Origin of the sequence: Streptomyces mangrovi (genome assembly GCF_900114215.1) — a bacterium.
GTDB lineage: Bacteria > Actinomycetota > Actinomycetes > Streptomycetales > Streptomycetaceae > Streptomyces > Streptomyces barkulensis.
The window spans coordinates 69,601-83,547 of record NZ_FOSG01000012.1 but is presented as its reverse complement, the minus strand read 5'-3'; the positions used below and the strand labels follow the sequence as shown (position 1 = coordinate 83,547).

Here is a 13,947-nt window from a genome sequence, read left to right as displayed (position 1 = left end):
CGTCAGGGAGGAGGCACGACCCGAAGGCGAGGAGCGGAGGTGCCCGTCATGGTGACCGCACCCGAGGACCTGCTCTGGGCACGTGGGCTGCACCACGAGCACGAGGGCTCGCCCGCGTTGCTGGACGTGTGCGTCGAGGTCCGCGAGGGCGAGGTCCTGTCCGTCACCGGACCGCGCGGCTGCGGCAAGTCCACGCTGCTGGGCTGCCTGTCGGGACGACTGGTGCCCGCGCGGGGCGAGGTGTGGTTCGACGGAGTCCCCCTGCACACCCTGTCGGCGCCCGCCCGCGAGCGGCTGCGCCGTGACCGCTTCGGCTGGGTCGGCGGCGAACCCCACCTCCTGCCGGAGCTGACGGTGTGGGAGAACGCCGCGCTGCCGCTGCTGCTGTCGGGCACCGGGCGGCGCCGGGCCCGCCGCACGGCGTGCGAGTGGCTGGAGCGGCTGGATGTCGGACACTGCGCCCGAAGCCGGCCGGGCGCGCTGCTGCAGGCGCAGCGGCAGCGGGTGGCCATCGCCCGCGCGCTGGCGCACTCCCCCGCGGTGGTCTTCGCCGACGAGCCGACCGCACCGCTGCACCAGGCGGACCGCGCCCAGGTGCTGCGCACCCTGACCACCGCGGCCCGCTCGCACGGGATCACGGTGGTGCTGGCCAGCCACGACGCCAGGGTGGCGGGCGTGGCGGACCGCGCGGTCACGCTCGTGGACGGCCGCCGGGTGGGCGCCGACGCCCCGGCGCCCACGGACGCGCCCGTGAAGCCCGGTCCGGAGGGCAGGGCAGCGTGCTCGCTCTCCGCCTAGTACGCACCTTTCACCCCTCGGCGCTGGCACGGCGGGCGCTGGTCGCCTGCGCCGCCGGAGCCGTGGGGTTCCTGCTGCTGAGCGCCCTGGGCCATGCCGTCGCCCACCCGGAGCGGCCCGGCGCGGCGGCGGTCCGGCTGCTGTGGTGCGTGGTGCCGCTGGCCGCCTGTGCGCATCTGGCCGTCGCCGCCGTCCGCAGCGATCCGGGCGTACGCCCCCGGGCCGGGCTGGACGCGGTCGGGGTGGGGCCCGCGCGGCTGCCGCTGCTGGCGGCGCTCACCACGGGCCTGTACTGCGCGCTGGGGTGCGCACTGGCCCTGCCGGTCTTCCTCCATCTGCGCGGCGGGCTCGACGGTGTGCTCGGCCGTGCGCTCGGCGGCACGCCCGGCGGGGCACTGGAAAGGGTGCCGCTGGCCGGGGCGGCGGGCGAACTGCTGGGCGCCGGGCACCCACTGCCGCGGGCCGCGGCGCTGACGCTGCTGGCGGTGCCTCCGCTGGCCGCCGCCGGGGCGAGCGCGGTGGCCGCCCGGATGCGGGTGGCACCCCGCGACCACCGGACGGAACCCCCCGCCGTCCTCCCCCACCGGCCGCCGCCGGTGCCCGCCGGACTGCCCTGGGGCGTGGCGGTCACCGCGGCCGGTCTGGCCCTGGAGACCTACGCCGCCGAGCGGTTCATCGCCTCCGCCGGCCCGCGGGCGCCGCTGCCGGGCCCGCCGGACGCCCTGGGACCGGGGATCGTGGCCGGCTGGCTGCTGATCGCCGCGGGGCTGGTGCTGGCCGGTCCGGGCCTGGTCCATCTGTGCGGGCTGCTGCTGGCGGCGGGCCGGCCGGGGGTGCTGCGGCTGCTGTCGGGCCGGGTGCTGCGTGAGGAGGCACCGCGCGTGGGCCACCCGGCGGGAGTGCTGTGCGCGGTGACGGCGGGGGCCCTGACCGCGGTCCGGCTGCACGGGTCGGGAGCGGTCCCCGGCGACGGGGAGGCGGCCGTGGGGCCGCTGGCCGCGCTGGGGGCGGCGGTGGTCGTGGTGTGCGCGGTGGCGGGCGCGCTGAGCGCGGCGTCGGAGTTCCGTGCGGCCCGCGCTCCCGCCAACGACGGGCTGCGGCGGCTGGGTGTACCGAGCCGGCTGCTGCGCGCCGCCGCCGCGCTGCGGGTGGCGGCTCTGCTGGGTGTGCTGGTGTCGGCGGCCTGGCTGGTCGCGGAGCTGGCCTCGATGCCGCTGGTGCGGTGAGGACGGGCCTGCCGCACCGCATCGCCCTGCCCGTTCCCCTTCCCCGCTTTCCCCGTTTCCCCTGTTTCCCCACTTCTCCCCGTTCGCGCTCACCGCGCGGGCAGGACGACCACCTCGGCCGCGTCGAAGGCCGCGGACACGGCGGTGCCCGGGTCGGGCGCCGTGTGCAGGGGGCAGGACGCCTCCAGCGCGGGGCCGCGCTCGGGTGCGAGCAGCAGGGAGATCTCCGAGGAGCCGCCGCCGCGCAGGGTGCGGGCGGTGACGGTGCACGGCAGTCCCCCGCCGGGGTCCGTGAGCCGTACTCCGGCGGGGCGCACCAGCAGGGTGCACGGCCCCTGAGGCGCGCCGGGCGGTACGGGCACCGCGCCCCAGGGGGTGTCCGCGATCCGCCCCCGCACGACCGCCGCGGCGAGGTTGGTGAAGCCCAGGAAGCGGGCGACGAACTCCGAGGCGGGCCGGAGCCACACGTCCACCGGGCTGCCGGTCTGGGCGATCCGCCCGGCCTCCATCACCACCACCCGGTCCGCGAGCGCGAACGCCTCGCCCTGGTCGTGGGTGACGGCCAGCACGGTGGTGCCCAGGCGGCGGAAGAGCTGCCGCAGCTCCACCACGAGCCGCTCGCGCAGGGAACGGTCGAGCTGGCCCAGCGGCTCGTCCAGCATCAGCAGGCCGGGGCGGGGCGCGAGCGCGCGGGCGAGCGCGACGCGCTGCTGCTCGCCGCCGGAGAGAGCCGACACGGGCCGCTTCCGCGCCCCGGGCAGGCCGACCAGTTCCAGTAGTTCGGCCACCCGCCCCCGGATCTCCGCGCGCGGCTCGCCGCGCATGCGCGGCCCGAAGGCGACGTTGCCGCCGACGTCGCGGGTGGGGAAGAGCTGGTGGTCCTGGAACATCAGGCCCACCCCGCGCCGGTGCGGAGCCACACCCCGCTGGTCGCGGCCGGCGAGCAGCACCCGTCCGGCGTCCGGCTCCGTCAGTCCGGCGACGGTCCGCAGCAGGGTGGACTTGCCGCTGCCGGAGGGGCCGAGCACACAGACGATCTCGTGCTCGGCGACGTCGAGGTCGACGGCGTCCAGGGCGGTGCGCTCACCGAAGCGCACGGTGACGCCGTCCAGTCGCAGCGAGGCCATCCCTACAGTTCCCCCGATCGGTCGGTGCGGGCGCCCTCCAGCGCCAGCAGGGTCGCCGCGCACAGCAGCATCAGAATCGTGCTGAGCGCCATGGCCTGGCCGTAGCTGGCCTCTCCGGCCCGGCCCAGCAGACGGGCGACGGCGACGGGCAGGGTGGGGGCGTCGGCGCGGGCGATGAAGACGGTGGCGCCGAACTCGCCCAGGGAGACGGCGAAGGCGAAGCCCGCGGCGACCAGCAGCGCCCGCCGCACCAGCGGCAGGTCGACCTCGCGCCACACGCGCGGCGGCGAGGCGCCCAGCACCGCGGCGGCCTCGCGCAGCCGGACGTCCACGGCCCGCAGCACCGGCAGCAGGGTCCGCACCACGAAGGGGATGCCGACCAGGGCCTGGGCGAGCGGGACCAGGATCCACGACGAGCGCAGGTCCAGCGGAGGGGCGTCCAGCGCGATGAGGAACCCGAAGCCGACGGTGACCGCCGAGGTGCCCAGCGGGAGCATCAGCAGCGCGTCGAGGCCGCGCAGCAACCGCCCGGCCCGTCCTCCCGGACCGCGCAGGGTGAGGGCCACCGCGGCCGGAATGCCGACGGCCAGGGCGACGGCCGTGGCGGTGGCCGCGTAGGCCAGGGAGTTGCCGACCGCCTCCAGCGGGGCGACGGTGAAGGTGCCGCCGGCCGCGTCGGCCGACCCCAGGGCGCGGTAGTGGTGCAGCCCGTAGCCGTCGGGGCCGCTCAGGGAGCGCTCGGCGAGCACGGCGAGCGGGGCCAGGAGCAGCACGGCGATCTGGACCAGCACTCCGGCCAGCAGCGCCCGCTGTCCGGCCCCGCGGGGGCGGCGGGCGGTGCGGGCGGCGTCGACCAGGCCCAGGGCCGTCCTGCGGCGGCGGAGGGCGCGGGAGTGGAAGGCCATCAGGGCGGCGACCGCGGCGAACTGCAGCAGCGTCAGGACCGCGGCGGTGGGCAGGTCCAGCAGCTGGGCGGTCTGCCGGTAGATCTCCACCTCCAACGTGGCGTAGCGGGGGCCGCCGAGGATCTGGACGACGCCGAAGGAGGTGAAGGTGAACAGGAAGACCATCAGCGCGGCGGCGGCCACCGACGGGACGAGCGCGGGAAGGGTCACGGTGCGCCAGGCGGTCCACCGGCCCGCGCCGAGCACCCGTGCGGCCTCCTCCTGACGTGGGTCGAGCTGCGCCCACAGGCCGCCGACGATGCGCACGACCACCGCGTAGTTGAAGAAGACGTGGGCCAGCAGGATGGCGGTGACACCGGTGTCCAGCCGCACCCCCCACCACTGGTCCAGCAGCCCGCCGCGGCCGAGCAGGGCCAGGAAGGCGGAGCCGACGACGACGGTGGGCAGCACGAACGGCACGGTGACCGCCGCCCGCAGCATCCGCCGGCCGGGGAAGTCCAGACGCGCGAGCACATACGCGCCGGGCAGCGCCAGCAGCAGGGTGAGCGCGGTGGAGGCCACCGCCTGCCACAGCGTGAACCACACCACGCCGACGATGTCGGGATCGGTGAGGACGGCGGCGATCCGGTCCGGGCGCCACCGCCCGCCGTCGTACAGCCCGCGGGCGGTGATGGCGGCGACGGGGTAGACGAAGAACAGCGCGAGGAAGACGGCCGGCACCGCCGCGAGCGCGAGGCGCGCCGCCGTCCCCGCGCGTAGGCCCGTCCTCACCTCACGACGGCCGAGGTCCACGCCTTGACCCACGCCTCGCGGTTCTCGGCGATCTTCTCGGGTGCCATGGTGCGGGGTTCGTCGACGGTCTCGCCGTAGCGGGTGAAGACCTCGGGCAGCTCCGCGTCCTCGCGCACGGGGTTGACGAACATCTGCAGCGGCAGGTCCTCCTGGAAGGAACGGCCGGTCATGAAGTCCAGCAGCGCCTTGCCGCCGGCGGGGTTGTCCGCGCCCTTCAGCAGTCCGGCGAACTCGATCTGGCGGAAGCAGGTGCCGGTGGCCACCCCGGTGGGGGCCTGCTCGGGCGCGGGGTCCGCGCCCAGGACCTCGGCGGGCGGGCTGGAGGCGTAGGAGACCACCAGCGGCCGGTCGCCCTTGCCCTTGCCGCCGGAGGAGCCGGAGAAGCGGTCGTAGTACGCCTGCTCCCAGCCGTCGACGACCTCGACACCGTTGGCCTTCAGCTTCTTCCAGTACTCCTGCCACCCCTCGCCGTACTCGGCGACGGTGGCCAGCAGGAAGCCCAGACCGGGCGAGGAGGTGGCGGCGTTCTCGGTGACCAGCAGATCCTTGTAGGCGGGCTCGGCGAGGTCGTCGAGGGTCTCGGGCGGGGCGATGCCGCGCTCCTCGAAGTAGGCGCGGTCGTAGTTGACGCAGACGTCGCCGGAGTCGACGGGGGTGACACGGTGCTCCCCGGCGTCGAGCTGGTACCGCGCGGGTATCTTCGCCAGGCCCTCCGCCTCGTACGGCGCGAACAGGCCGTTGTCCAGGGCGCGGGAGAGCAGGGTGTTGTCGACGCCGAAGAGGACGTCGCCCTGCGGGTTGTCCTTGGACAGGATCGCCTGGTTGAGGGAGGAGCCGGCGTCGCCGCCGCGCAGCACCTTCACCCTGTAGCCGGTCTTCTCGGTGAACTCCTCCAGCACGGCGTCGGAGGCCGCGAAGGAGTCGTGGGCGACCAGGGTGACCGTCCTGCCGCCCTTCCCCTCCTCCCCGCCGTCCCCGGAGGACTGCGAGCCGCCGCACGCGGCGAGGGTGGAGAGGGTGAGCGTGCCGAGGACGGCGGCGCCCAGGGCGCGCCGGAACTTGATGTGCACTTTCTTCTGACTCCCTACGCCGGTACTAACCGGATCAGGTCCGAGGGTCTGCGGCTCCCCGGGCGGCCTCTCGGCCCTCTCCCGGTGACACCGCACTCTCAGCGCTGTACGCGCTCCCCTGTCGGTTTGGCTGTTTCGGTACTGGTGTTCCGCTTGTTTCGCTACTGTGTGCGACCGCTGAGGTCATCGCCACCGTACCAGTGGCTGGCGCGTCCTCAGCGCTCGGTGGCGGCGAGCTGGCCGCAGGCGCCGTCGATCTCCTGCCCGCGGGTGTCGCGGACGGTCACCGGCACGCCGTGCGCCTCCAGCCCGGCGACGAACGCGCGCTCGTCCTCGGGCCGGGACGCGGTCCACTTGGAGCCGGGCGTGGGGTTGAGGGGGATGAGGTTGACGTGCGCCCGCTTGCCCGCCAGCAGCCGGCCCAGCAGATCGGCTCGCCACGCCTGGTCGTTGATGTCCCGGATGAGGGCGTACTCGATGGAGACACGGCGGCCGGACTTCTCGGCGTACTCCCAGGCCGCGTCGAGGACCTCGCGGACCTTCCACCGGGTGTTGACCGGCACCAGGGTGTCGCGCAGCTCGTCGTCGGGCGCGTGCAGGGAGACCGCCAGCCGGCACCTGAGGCCCTCGTCGGACAGGCGGTGGATCGCCGGGACCAGTCCGACGGTGGAGACGGTGATACCGCGCTGGGACAGGCCCAGGCCGTCGGGCTCGGGGTCGGTGAGGCGGCGGATGGCGCCGATGACCCGCTTGTAGTTGGCCAGCGGCTCGCCCATGCCCATGAAGACGATGTTCGACAGCCGCGCGGGGCCTCCGGGCACCTCGCCGTCGCGCAGGGCGCGCATGCCCTCGACGATCTGGTGGACGATCTCGGCGGTGGACAGGTTGCGGTCCAGCCCGGCCTGTCCCGTGGCACAGAAGGGGCAGTTCATGCCGCAGCCGGCCTGGGAACTGACGCACATGGTGACCCGGTCCGGGTAGCGCATCAGCACCGACTCCACCAGCGTCCCGTCGTGCAGCCGCCACAGCGTCTTGCGGGTGGTGTCGTCGTCGCAGCTGACGTGCCGCACCACGGTCATCAGCTCGGGCAGCAGCTCTCCCGCCAGCCTCTCGCGCGCGGCGGCCGGGATGTCGGTCCAGGCGGCGGGGTCGGTGGCGTACCGGGCGAAGTAGTGCCGCGACAGCTGCTGGGCGCGGAACGGCTTCTCGCCGATCGCGGCGACGGCCTCGCGCCGCTCGGCCGGGGCGAGGTCGGCGAGGTGCCGCGGCGGCCTGGCGGCCCCGCGCGGCGCGACAAAGGTGAGTTCTCCGGGTGCAGGCATAACCCGTCCAGTGTCGCAGATCGACTCCGGCGCTCCGGGCCGCGGATGCCGCGGGGGCTGTATCCGGGGTCGGAGCGAACGCCGCCTCGCCGGAGCGCGTAACCACCCGGCATCCCGTCCTCCGCGATGCTTCGGGGGCCGCCGCACAGGTGCGGCGGCCCCCGAAGCATCGCGGAGGACGGGACGTCAGCCGGGCCGTCAGCCCGCGCCGACGAAGACGACCAGCAGCAGCCAGACCACGGGGGCCGTCGGCAGCAGGGAGTCCAGGCGGTCCATGATGCCGCCGTGGCCGGGCAGCAGACTGCCCATGTCCTTGATGCCCAGGTCCCGCTTGATCATGGACTCGCCGAGGTCGCCCAGGGTGGCGCTGACGGCCGCGGCCAGGCCCAGCAGCAGGCCCTGCCACCAGGTGCCGCCGTCGATGAGGAAGTGCATGCACAGCGCGCCCGCCGCCATCGCGAAGGCCACCGCCCCCAGCAGGCCCTCACGGGTCTTGCCGGGGCTGATGCGCGGGGCGAGTTTGTGCGTGCCGAAGCGCCAGCCGACCGCGTACGCCCCGGTGTCGCTGACGACGGTGAGCAGCAGGAAGGTGAGCACCCGCTGCGGGCCGTCGTCGGCGGCGAGCATCATGGCGACGAAGGTGGCCAGGAAAGGGACGTAGAAGGCGGCGAAGACACCGGCGGTGACGTCCCGCAGATACTGGGCGGGGTCCTGCGTCATCCGCCACACCAGTACGGCCAGCGCGGTGAGTGCGGTGGCCACCCAGGCACCCTCCGCGCCGCGGACGTAACCGGCGACGACCATCGCGGCGCCGCCGACGGCCAGCGGCACCAGCGGCGCACTGATCTGCTTGCGTTCGGCGAGACGGGAGGTCAGCTCCCACAGCCCGACCACGACGGCGGCGACGATCACACCGACGAAGACGTGCTTGTAGACGAAGAGCGAGGCGATGATGACGGCACCCAGCCCCAGGCCGACCCCTATCGCGGCGCGCAGGTCGCGGCCCGCCCGCTTACGGCCCGAGGAACGGCCCCTGGGCGAGGGGGCCGCGGGCTCCGCTCCGGGACCGGTCCGCGGCCCGGGCCGGCCGCCGGGGGCGGGGCCGCCGAACGGCCGCCCGGCCGCCCGGCCGTCACGATCGTCCTGGTCACCGCCGGGGGCGTCGGGCACGATGGGCATACGCCGAGTCTGCGACGCTTCGGCGTCCTCGTGCATGTAACCCGCCGGGGCCTGGGCCACCTCTGCGCGAAGCGGGGAGGAGAAACCCTGTTCGGGGGTGCTCCGGTATCCGAAGTGGCCGGGATGGGCGGGGTGGCCGGGGCGACCGGAGGGCCCGGCGCCCGACGGTGGTGCTCCCCAGGATGAGTCGTTCACGAAAATCGCAGCCTCGAAACCTCAGACCTCGAGAAGCTCGGCTTCCTTGTGCTTGAGCAGTTCGTCCACCTGCGTGACGTACTTGGAGGTGGTGTCGTCGAGCTCCTTCTCCGCGCGGCGGCCCTCGTCCTCGCCGATGTCGCCGTCCTTGATGGCCTTGTCGATGGCCTCCTTGGCCTTGCGGCGGACGCTGCGAATGGAGATCTTGGCGTCCTCGGCCTTGCCCTTGGCGACCTTGATGTACTCCCGGCGGCGCTGCTCGGTCAACTCCGGGAAGACGACGCGGATGATGTTGCCGTCGTTGGAGGGGTTGACGCCGAGGTCGGAGTCACGGATGGCCTGCTCGATGTTGCGCAGCGCGCTCTTGTCGAACGGGGTGACCACGGCCATGCGCGGCTCGGGCACCGAGAACGACGCGAGCTGGTTGATCGGGGTCATCGCGCCGTAGTAGTCGGCCACGATCTTGTTGAACATCGCCGGGTGCGCACGGCCGGTGCGGATCGCGGCGAAGTCCTCCTTGGCGACGACGACCGCCTTCTCCATCTTCTCCTCGGCCTCGAGGAGGGTCTCTTCGATCACCACGTGCTCCTGGTTCGATGAATTGAGCCGGAAAGCCCTGATTCCTGCACGGTGTCCGACCGGCAGGCTGTTGTCCATCCCCGTACCGTGCCCATCGTGCGGCACGGAGTTGCCGTACGGTGCCGTGTGCGGCGGCTCCCGTACGGACGTCGTTTCGTGTCCGCCGTGGGCGTCAGGCCCGGGAGCCCTGGTCGCTCACCAGCGTGCCGATCTTCTCACCCCGGACCGCCCTGGCGATATTCCCCTCGGCCAGCAACTCGAAGACGAGGATCGGGAGCTTGTTGTCGCGGCAGAGGGTGATGGCGGTGGCGTCGGCCACCCTCAGCTCGCGGGCGATGACCTCGCCGTACTCCAGGGCGTCGAACTTCACCGCGTCGGGGTTGGTCGCCGGGTCGGAGTCGTAGACGCCGTCCACGCCGTTCTTGCCCATCAGCAGCGCCTCGGCGTCGATCTCCAGGGCTCGCTGGGCGGCGGTGGTGTCGGTGGAGAAGTACGGCATGCCCATGCCGGCGCCGAAGATGACCACGCGCCCCTTCTCCAGATGCCGCACGGCCCTCAGCGGGATGTACGGCTCGGCGACCTGACCCATGGTGATGGCGGTCTGCACACGGGAGTCGATGCCCTCCTTCTCCAGGAAGTCCTGGAGGGCGAGGCAGTTCATGACCGTGCCGAGCATGCCCATGTAGTCGGACCGGGCCCGGTCCATGCCGCGCTGCTGGAGCTCTGCGCCGCGGAAGAAGTTACCGCCGCCGATGACGACGGCGATCTCGGCGCCGTCACGGACCACGGCTGCGATCTCGCGGGCGACCTTGTGCACGACGTCGGGGTCGACTCCGAGCCCTCCGCCGCCGGCGAACGCCTCACCGGAGAGCTTCAGCAGGAAGCGGCGGCGGTCGTGGTCCTTGTCGGAGGCTTTGCCTCCGGGGTCGTTGCCCTGTTTCATGCGGATCTCCTCGTGCACACGCGTGAGGAGGCCATTGCCGATGGTTCCTCTCGGTCCCCGAAAGCGGCAATGGCCTCCTCGTCACAACTGCGGTCGTCCGGTCCGTACACGCCTGCGCTCAGTGCGTCACGCACCGGGACGGGCCCCCGTTAACCCGACCCTAACCGGGAGCGGGCCTACGGATCAGGCGCCGACGCGGAAGCGGGCGAAGCGCTTCAGCGTGACACCGGCCTCGCCCAGGATCTTCTGGACGGACTTCTTGTTGTCCTTGGCGAAGGGCTGGTCCAGGAGGCAGCTCTCCTTGAAGAAGCCGTTCACGCGGCCCTCGACGATCTTGGGCAGGGCCTGCTCGGGCTTGCCCTCCTCACGCGCGGTGGCCTCGGCGACACGGCGCTCGTTCGCGACGGTCTCCTCCGGGACGTCCTCGCGGGAGAGGAACTTCGGCGCGAACGCGGCGATGTGCTGCGCCACGTCCTTGGCGACCTCGGCGTTCTCCTGCTCCAGCTCGACCAGGACGCCGACCTGCGGGGGCAGGTCCGGGCTGGTGCGGTGCATGTAGGCGGCCACGTAGCCGCCGGAGAACTGCGCGAAGCGGTCGAGGACGATCTTCTCGCCGAGAGTGGCGTTGGCCTCGTCCACGTACACCTGGACGCTCTTGCCGGGCTCGATCTCGGAGGCGAGCAGCGCCTCGATGTCGGCCGGGGAGGTGGCGGCGACGTGGGCGGCGATGGCGTCGGCGACGGCGAGGAACTTGTCGCCCTTGGCGACGAAGTCGGTCTCGCACTTGAGCTCGACCAGCACACCGGACTTCTTGTCGTCGGCGATCAGGGAGACGACGGCGCCGTTCTCGGCGGTGCGGGACTCGCGCTTGGCGACGCCCTTCTGGCCCTTGACGCGGAGGATCTCGACGGCCTTGTCGACGTTGCCCTCGGCCTCGTCCAGCGCCTTCTTGCAGTCCATCATGCCGGCGCCGGTGAGCTCGCGGAGCTTCTTGACGTCAGCGGCGGTGTAGTTCGCCATGGTCGGTGAATCTCTTCTCGGAAGGTCGATGAGGATGGATCGATCTACGGGACGGGCATGCGGCCGGGGGCGGCGCTCATGGCACTGCCCCCGGCCGTACCACCTGTGGCGTCGGTCAGGCCTGCTCGGCCGGCTTCTCGCCCTCGGCGGGGGCGGCCTGCTCCTCGGTGGCCGGAGCCTCGGCGGCCTCGGCGGCGGCCGGAGCCTCGGCGGCGGCCGGAGCCTCGGCGGGGGCCTCGCCCTCCTTGGACTCGGCGGCCTTCTGGGCGTCGCCCTCGAGCAGCTCGCGCTCCCACTCGGCGAGCGGCTCGCCCGCGGCCTTCTCGCCCTTGCCCTCGCCGGCGGCACCGGAGCGGGCGATGAGGCCCTCGGCGACGGCGTCGGCGATCACACGGGTGAGCAGGGTGACGGAGCGGATCGCGTCGTCGTTGCCCGGGATCTTGTAGTCGACCTCGTCCGGGTCGCAGTTGGTGTCGAGGATCGCGACGACCGGGATGTTGAGCTTGCGCGCCTCACCGACGGCGATGTGCTCCTTCTTGGTGTCCACGATCCAGACGGCGCTGGGCACCTTCTGCATGTCGCGGATACCACCGAGGGTCTTCTCCAGCTTGGCCTTCTCGCGGGAGAGGACCAGGAGCTCCTTCTTGGTGAGGCCGGAGGCGGCCACGTCCTCGAAGTCGATCTGCTCGAGCTCCTTCAGGCGCTGCAGGCGCTTGTGGACGGTCGAGAAGTTGGTCAGCATGCCGCCGAGCCAGCGCTGGTTGACATAGGGCATGCCCACGCGCGTGGCCTGCTCGGCGATGGCCTCCTGGGCCTGCTTCTTGGTTCCGACGAACATGATGGAGCCGCCGTGGGCGACGGTCTCCTTGACGAACTCGTAGGCGCGGTCGATGTACGACAGCGACTGGAGCAGGTCGATGATGTAGATGCCGTTGCGCTCGGTGAAGATGAAGCGCTTCATCTTCGGGTTCCAGCGGCGGGTCTGGTGCCCGAAGTGGACGCCGCTCTCCAGCAGCTCCCGCATCGTGACGACGGCCATGGCCGTATCTCCTTGGATCACTCGGTTGTACACGGCGGCCGGACGGCCGCCGCTCCTGACGCCCTGATGCGCTTGCCTGCGAAGTTGGCGGCCCGGAGACCGTTTTCGAGGACCGAGATGCGCTGCCGCCCGTGGAAGGCGGCGGGGCGTGCGAAGTCGATCCGGTGACCCGGATCGCACCAGAAGTGTACGGGACCGGGGAAGCGGCGGGCGACACGCGTGGGGCGCGGGTGCCGCCGCGACGGGTGGTGTCGTCCCCGGACCGGGTGACGCGGTTGTCCACAGCCGGCCGGTACTCCACAGCCCTCGTCCGAGATCCTCCGCGCCCCGTGCCTTCGCGCCACGCTGTGCTCATGGGACGCCGAATCCGCGCCGCGCCGCCGCGCCGCACGCCCTTTTGCATGTCGCTCTGCCTGCCCCTCCTCCTGCCGCTCTGTCTGGTGCTGCCCTGCCTGGTGCTGCCGCTCCTCACCGCGGGGACGGCCGCGGCCCGTGCCGCTCCCGGGGACGGCCCGTCCGGCTCCGGCCGGGTCAGGCCGGTGCCGGGGGCGGTCGGACGCGGCTGGGAGCCGCCGCCCCGGCGGTGGTCGGCCGGCCATCGCGGTGTGGACCTGGTGGCTCGTCCCGGGGAGCCGGTGCGCGCGGTGGCCGCGGGCCGGGTCTCGTTCGCGGGGGAGGTCGCCGGGCGCGGGGTGGTCTCGGTCGAACTCGCGGGCACGGGATCCCCTCCGCTGCGTACGACGTACGAGCCGGTCGGCGCACGGGTACGCGAGGGCGACCGAGTCGCGGCGGGGGATGTGGTGGGTGTGCTGGAGGCGGACGGCTTCCACTGCCCGGCGGGGTGCCTGCACTGGGGGCTGCGCCGCGGTGACGCCTACCTGGATCCGCTCTATCTGCTCGACCGCGGCCCCTCCCGGCTCCTTCCGGTGCTGGGGGTTCCGCTTCCGGGGGAACCGGAGAGCGGGCGGGACGACGCGATCCGGACGGCGGCCGCCCAGAGCTCCCCGTCCGCCGGTCCGCCCGGGGTGGGGACGGCACTGGTCCTGGCCGTGGCCGCGTTCTGGGCCCGGCACCGCCACGTCCGGCCTCGCGCGGAGAGACCCTCCCGGGGGAACGAACACGGCGCCCGGCGAAAGGGCGGGGCGGACGGAGGGAAGGGACTCAGCCCGCGACTCCGTGGAGCGCCATCGACACGGCGGCCCGCGTGATCCGGTCCGGGTCCTCGGCGGCGCCCAGCTCGATACGGCGGACCGCGGCGTCCACGACGCCCTGCAGCAAAGTGGCCGTCAGCCGCGGCTCGTCGTGGCCGAGGGCCGCGAGGGCGTCCACCACCATGGTGATCAGTCCGCCGTGGGCCGCACGGATCTTCTCCCGGGCTCCGGGGTCCAGCTCGCCGGCCGAGATGGCCACGACGGCCCGGTGGCGCCGGTCGCCGGCCAGGGCAAGCTGCCGCCGCACATAGGCCTCCACCTTCGCCTGGGGGGTGTCGGCCCGCTCCATGGCGTCCTCCACCTCCGCCGCCCAGACGGGGAAGTCGACGGCGCACAACTCCTCGACGACGGCGGCGCGGGAGCGGAAGTACTCGTAGACGGAGGAGCGCGCCAGTCCCGTGCGGGCCGCCAGCGCGGGGAAGGTCAGCGCCTCCGTGCCGCCCTCGGACAGCAGGGATCGTGCTGCCTCCAGCAGGGCGTCGCGCTGCATCGTCCGGTGCTCGGCCACGGAGGCCGCTCGAATCCTGGGCACGGGTCCCAC

At 73.3% G+C, this 13,947-nt stretch carries 13 protein-coding genes and 1 riboswitch; of the genes, 3 read left to right on the top strand and 10 right to left on the bottom strand.

Annotated features, from left to right (window positions below):
- Positions 1-48: 48 nt before the first annotated feature.
- On the top strand, positions 49-798 hold the full coding sequence (locus BM237_RS17870) for an ABC transporter ATP-binding protein (RefSeq protein WP_093850755.1): 750 nt from the start codon (positions 49-51) through the stop codon (positions 796-798).
- Entirely contained in the window at positions 780-2,024 is a 1,245-nt protein-coding gene (locus BM237_RS17865) for a hypothetical protein (RefSeq protein WP_093850688.1), read from the top strand. Before BM237_RS17870 ends, BM237_RS17865 begins: the two co-directional genes overlap by 19 nt.
- A gap of 89 nt (positions 2,025-2,113) precedes the next feature.
- Here BM237_RS17865 and BM237_RS17860 read toward each other — a convergent pair whose 3' ends face one another.
- The 9 genes from BM237_RS17860 to rpsB all read right to left on the bottom strand — a co-directional run bounded on the left by BM237_RS17860 (position 2,114) and on the right by rpsB (position 12,195).
- Complete coding sequence (locus BM237_RS17860; protein WP_093850687.1) at positions 2,114-3,151, bottom strand: ABC transporter ATP-binding protein; 1,038 nt, start codon at positions 3,149-3,151, stop codon at positions 2,114-2,116.
- 2 nt (positions 3,152-3,153) lie between these two features.
- Positions 3,154-4,848 carry an ABC transporter permease gene (locus BM237_RS17855; protein WP_425443709.1) on the bottom strand — a complete coding sequence of 565 codons (1,695 nt, stop codon included), beginning with the start codon at positions 4,846-4,848 and terminating at the stop codon, positions 3,154-3,156.
- A complete protein-coding gene (locus tag BM237_RS17850; protein ID WP_093850754.1) occupies positions 4,824-5,918 on the bottom strand; it encodes a thiamine ABC transporter substrate-binding protein in 1,095 nt (364 codons plus the stop codon). Before BM237_RS17850 ends, BM237_RS17855 begins: the two co-directional genes overlap by 25 nt.
- A riboswitch (TPP riboswitch) is annotated at positions 5,913-6,048 on the bottom strand. It overlaps the preceding gene by 6 nt.
- 85 nt (positions 6,049-6,133) lie before the next feature.
- Positions 6,134-7,240: a dual-specificity RNA methyltransferase RlmN gene (rlmN, locus tag BM237_RS17845; protein WP_093850685.1), complete on the bottom strand. Its 1,107-nt coding sequence runs from the start codon at positions 7,238-7,240 to the stop codon at positions 6,134-6,136.
- Positions 7,241-7,438: 198 nt separating this feature from the next.
- Entirely contained in the window at positions 7,439-8,614 is a 1,176-nt protein-coding gene (locus tag BM237_RS17840) for a phosphatidate cytidylyltransferase (protein WP_425443707.1), read from the bottom strand.
- Positions 8,615-8,635: 21 nt separating this feature from the next.
- Positions 8,636-9,193 carry a ribosome recycling factor gene (frr, locus tag BM237_RS17835; RefSeq protein WP_093662313.1) on the bottom strand — a complete coding sequence of 186 codons (558 nt, stop codon included), beginning with the start codon at positions 9,191-9,193 and terminating at the stop codon, positions 8,636-8,638.
- A gap of 172 nt (positions 9,194-9,365) precedes the next feature.
- Entirely contained in the window at positions 9,366-10,136 is a 771-nt protein-coding gene (gene pyrH, locus BM237_RS17830) for a UMP kinase (protein ID WP_093850753.1), read from the bottom strand.
- Between the two features lie 183 nt (positions 10,137-10,319).
- Positions 10,320-11,156, bottom strand: a complete 837-nt coding sequence (gene tsf, locus BM237_RS17825; protein ID WP_093850683.1) for a translation elongation factor Ts — start codon at positions 11,154-11,156, stop codon at positions 10,320-10,322.
- A gap of 115 nt (positions 11,157-11,271) precedes the next feature.
- Complete coding sequence (rpsB, locus tag BM237_RS17820; protein ID WP_093850682.1) at positions 11,272-12,195, bottom strand: 30S ribosomal protein S2; 924 nt, start codon at positions 12,193-12,195, stop codon at positions 11,272-11,274.
- Between the two features lie 353 nt (positions 12,196-12,548).
- Between rpsB and BM237_RS30550 the strand changes: the two genes are divergently transcribed.
- Complete coding sequence (locus tag BM237_RS30550) at positions 12,549-13,403, top strand: murein hydrolase activator EnvC family protein (RefSeq protein ID WP_425443706.1); 855 nt, start codon at positions 12,549-12,551, stop codon at positions 13,401-13,403.
- Here the strand turns inward: BM237_RS30550 and BM237_RS17810 are convergent.
- Positions 13,357-13,914: a TetR/AcrR family transcriptional regulator gene (locus BM237_RS17810; RefSeq protein WP_093850680.1), complete on the bottom strand. Its 558-nt coding sequence runs from the start codon at positions 13,912-13,914 to the stop codon at positions 13,357-13,359. The genes BM237_RS30550 and BM237_RS17810 overlap by 47 nt on opposite strands.
- Positions 13,915-13,947: the final 33 nt, after the last annotated feature.

Bases quoted from the DNA above. Each gene is read 5' to 3' on its own strand.
- BM237_RS17870 (WP_093850755.1), top strand. From the start codon at position 49: ATGGTGACCGCACCCGAGGACCTGCTCTGGGCACGTGGGCTGCACCAC.
- BM237_RS17860 (WP_093850687.1), bottom strand. From the start codon at position 3,151: ATGGCCTCGCTGCGACTGGACGGCGTCACCGTGCGCTTCGGTGAGCGC.
- rlmN (WP_093850685.1), bottom strand. From the start codon at position 7,240: ATGCCTGCACCCGGAGAACTCACCTTTGTCGCGCCGCGCGGGGCCGCC.
- pyrH (WP_093850753.1), bottom strand. From the start codon at position 10,136: ATGAAACAGGGCAACGACCCCGGAGGCAAAGCCTCCGACAAGGACCAC.
- tsf (WP_093850683.1), bottom strand. From the start codon at position 11,156: ATGGCGAACTACACCGCCGCTGACGTCAAGAAGCTCCGCGAGCTCACC.
- rpsB (WP_093850682.1), bottom strand. From the start codon at position 12,195: ATGGCCGTCGTCACGATGCGGGAGCTGCTGGAGAGCGGCGTCCACTTC.
- BM237_RS30550 (WP_425443706.1), top strand. From the start codon at position 12,549: ATGGGACGCCGAATCCGCGCCGCGCCGCCGCGCCGCACGCCCTTTTGC.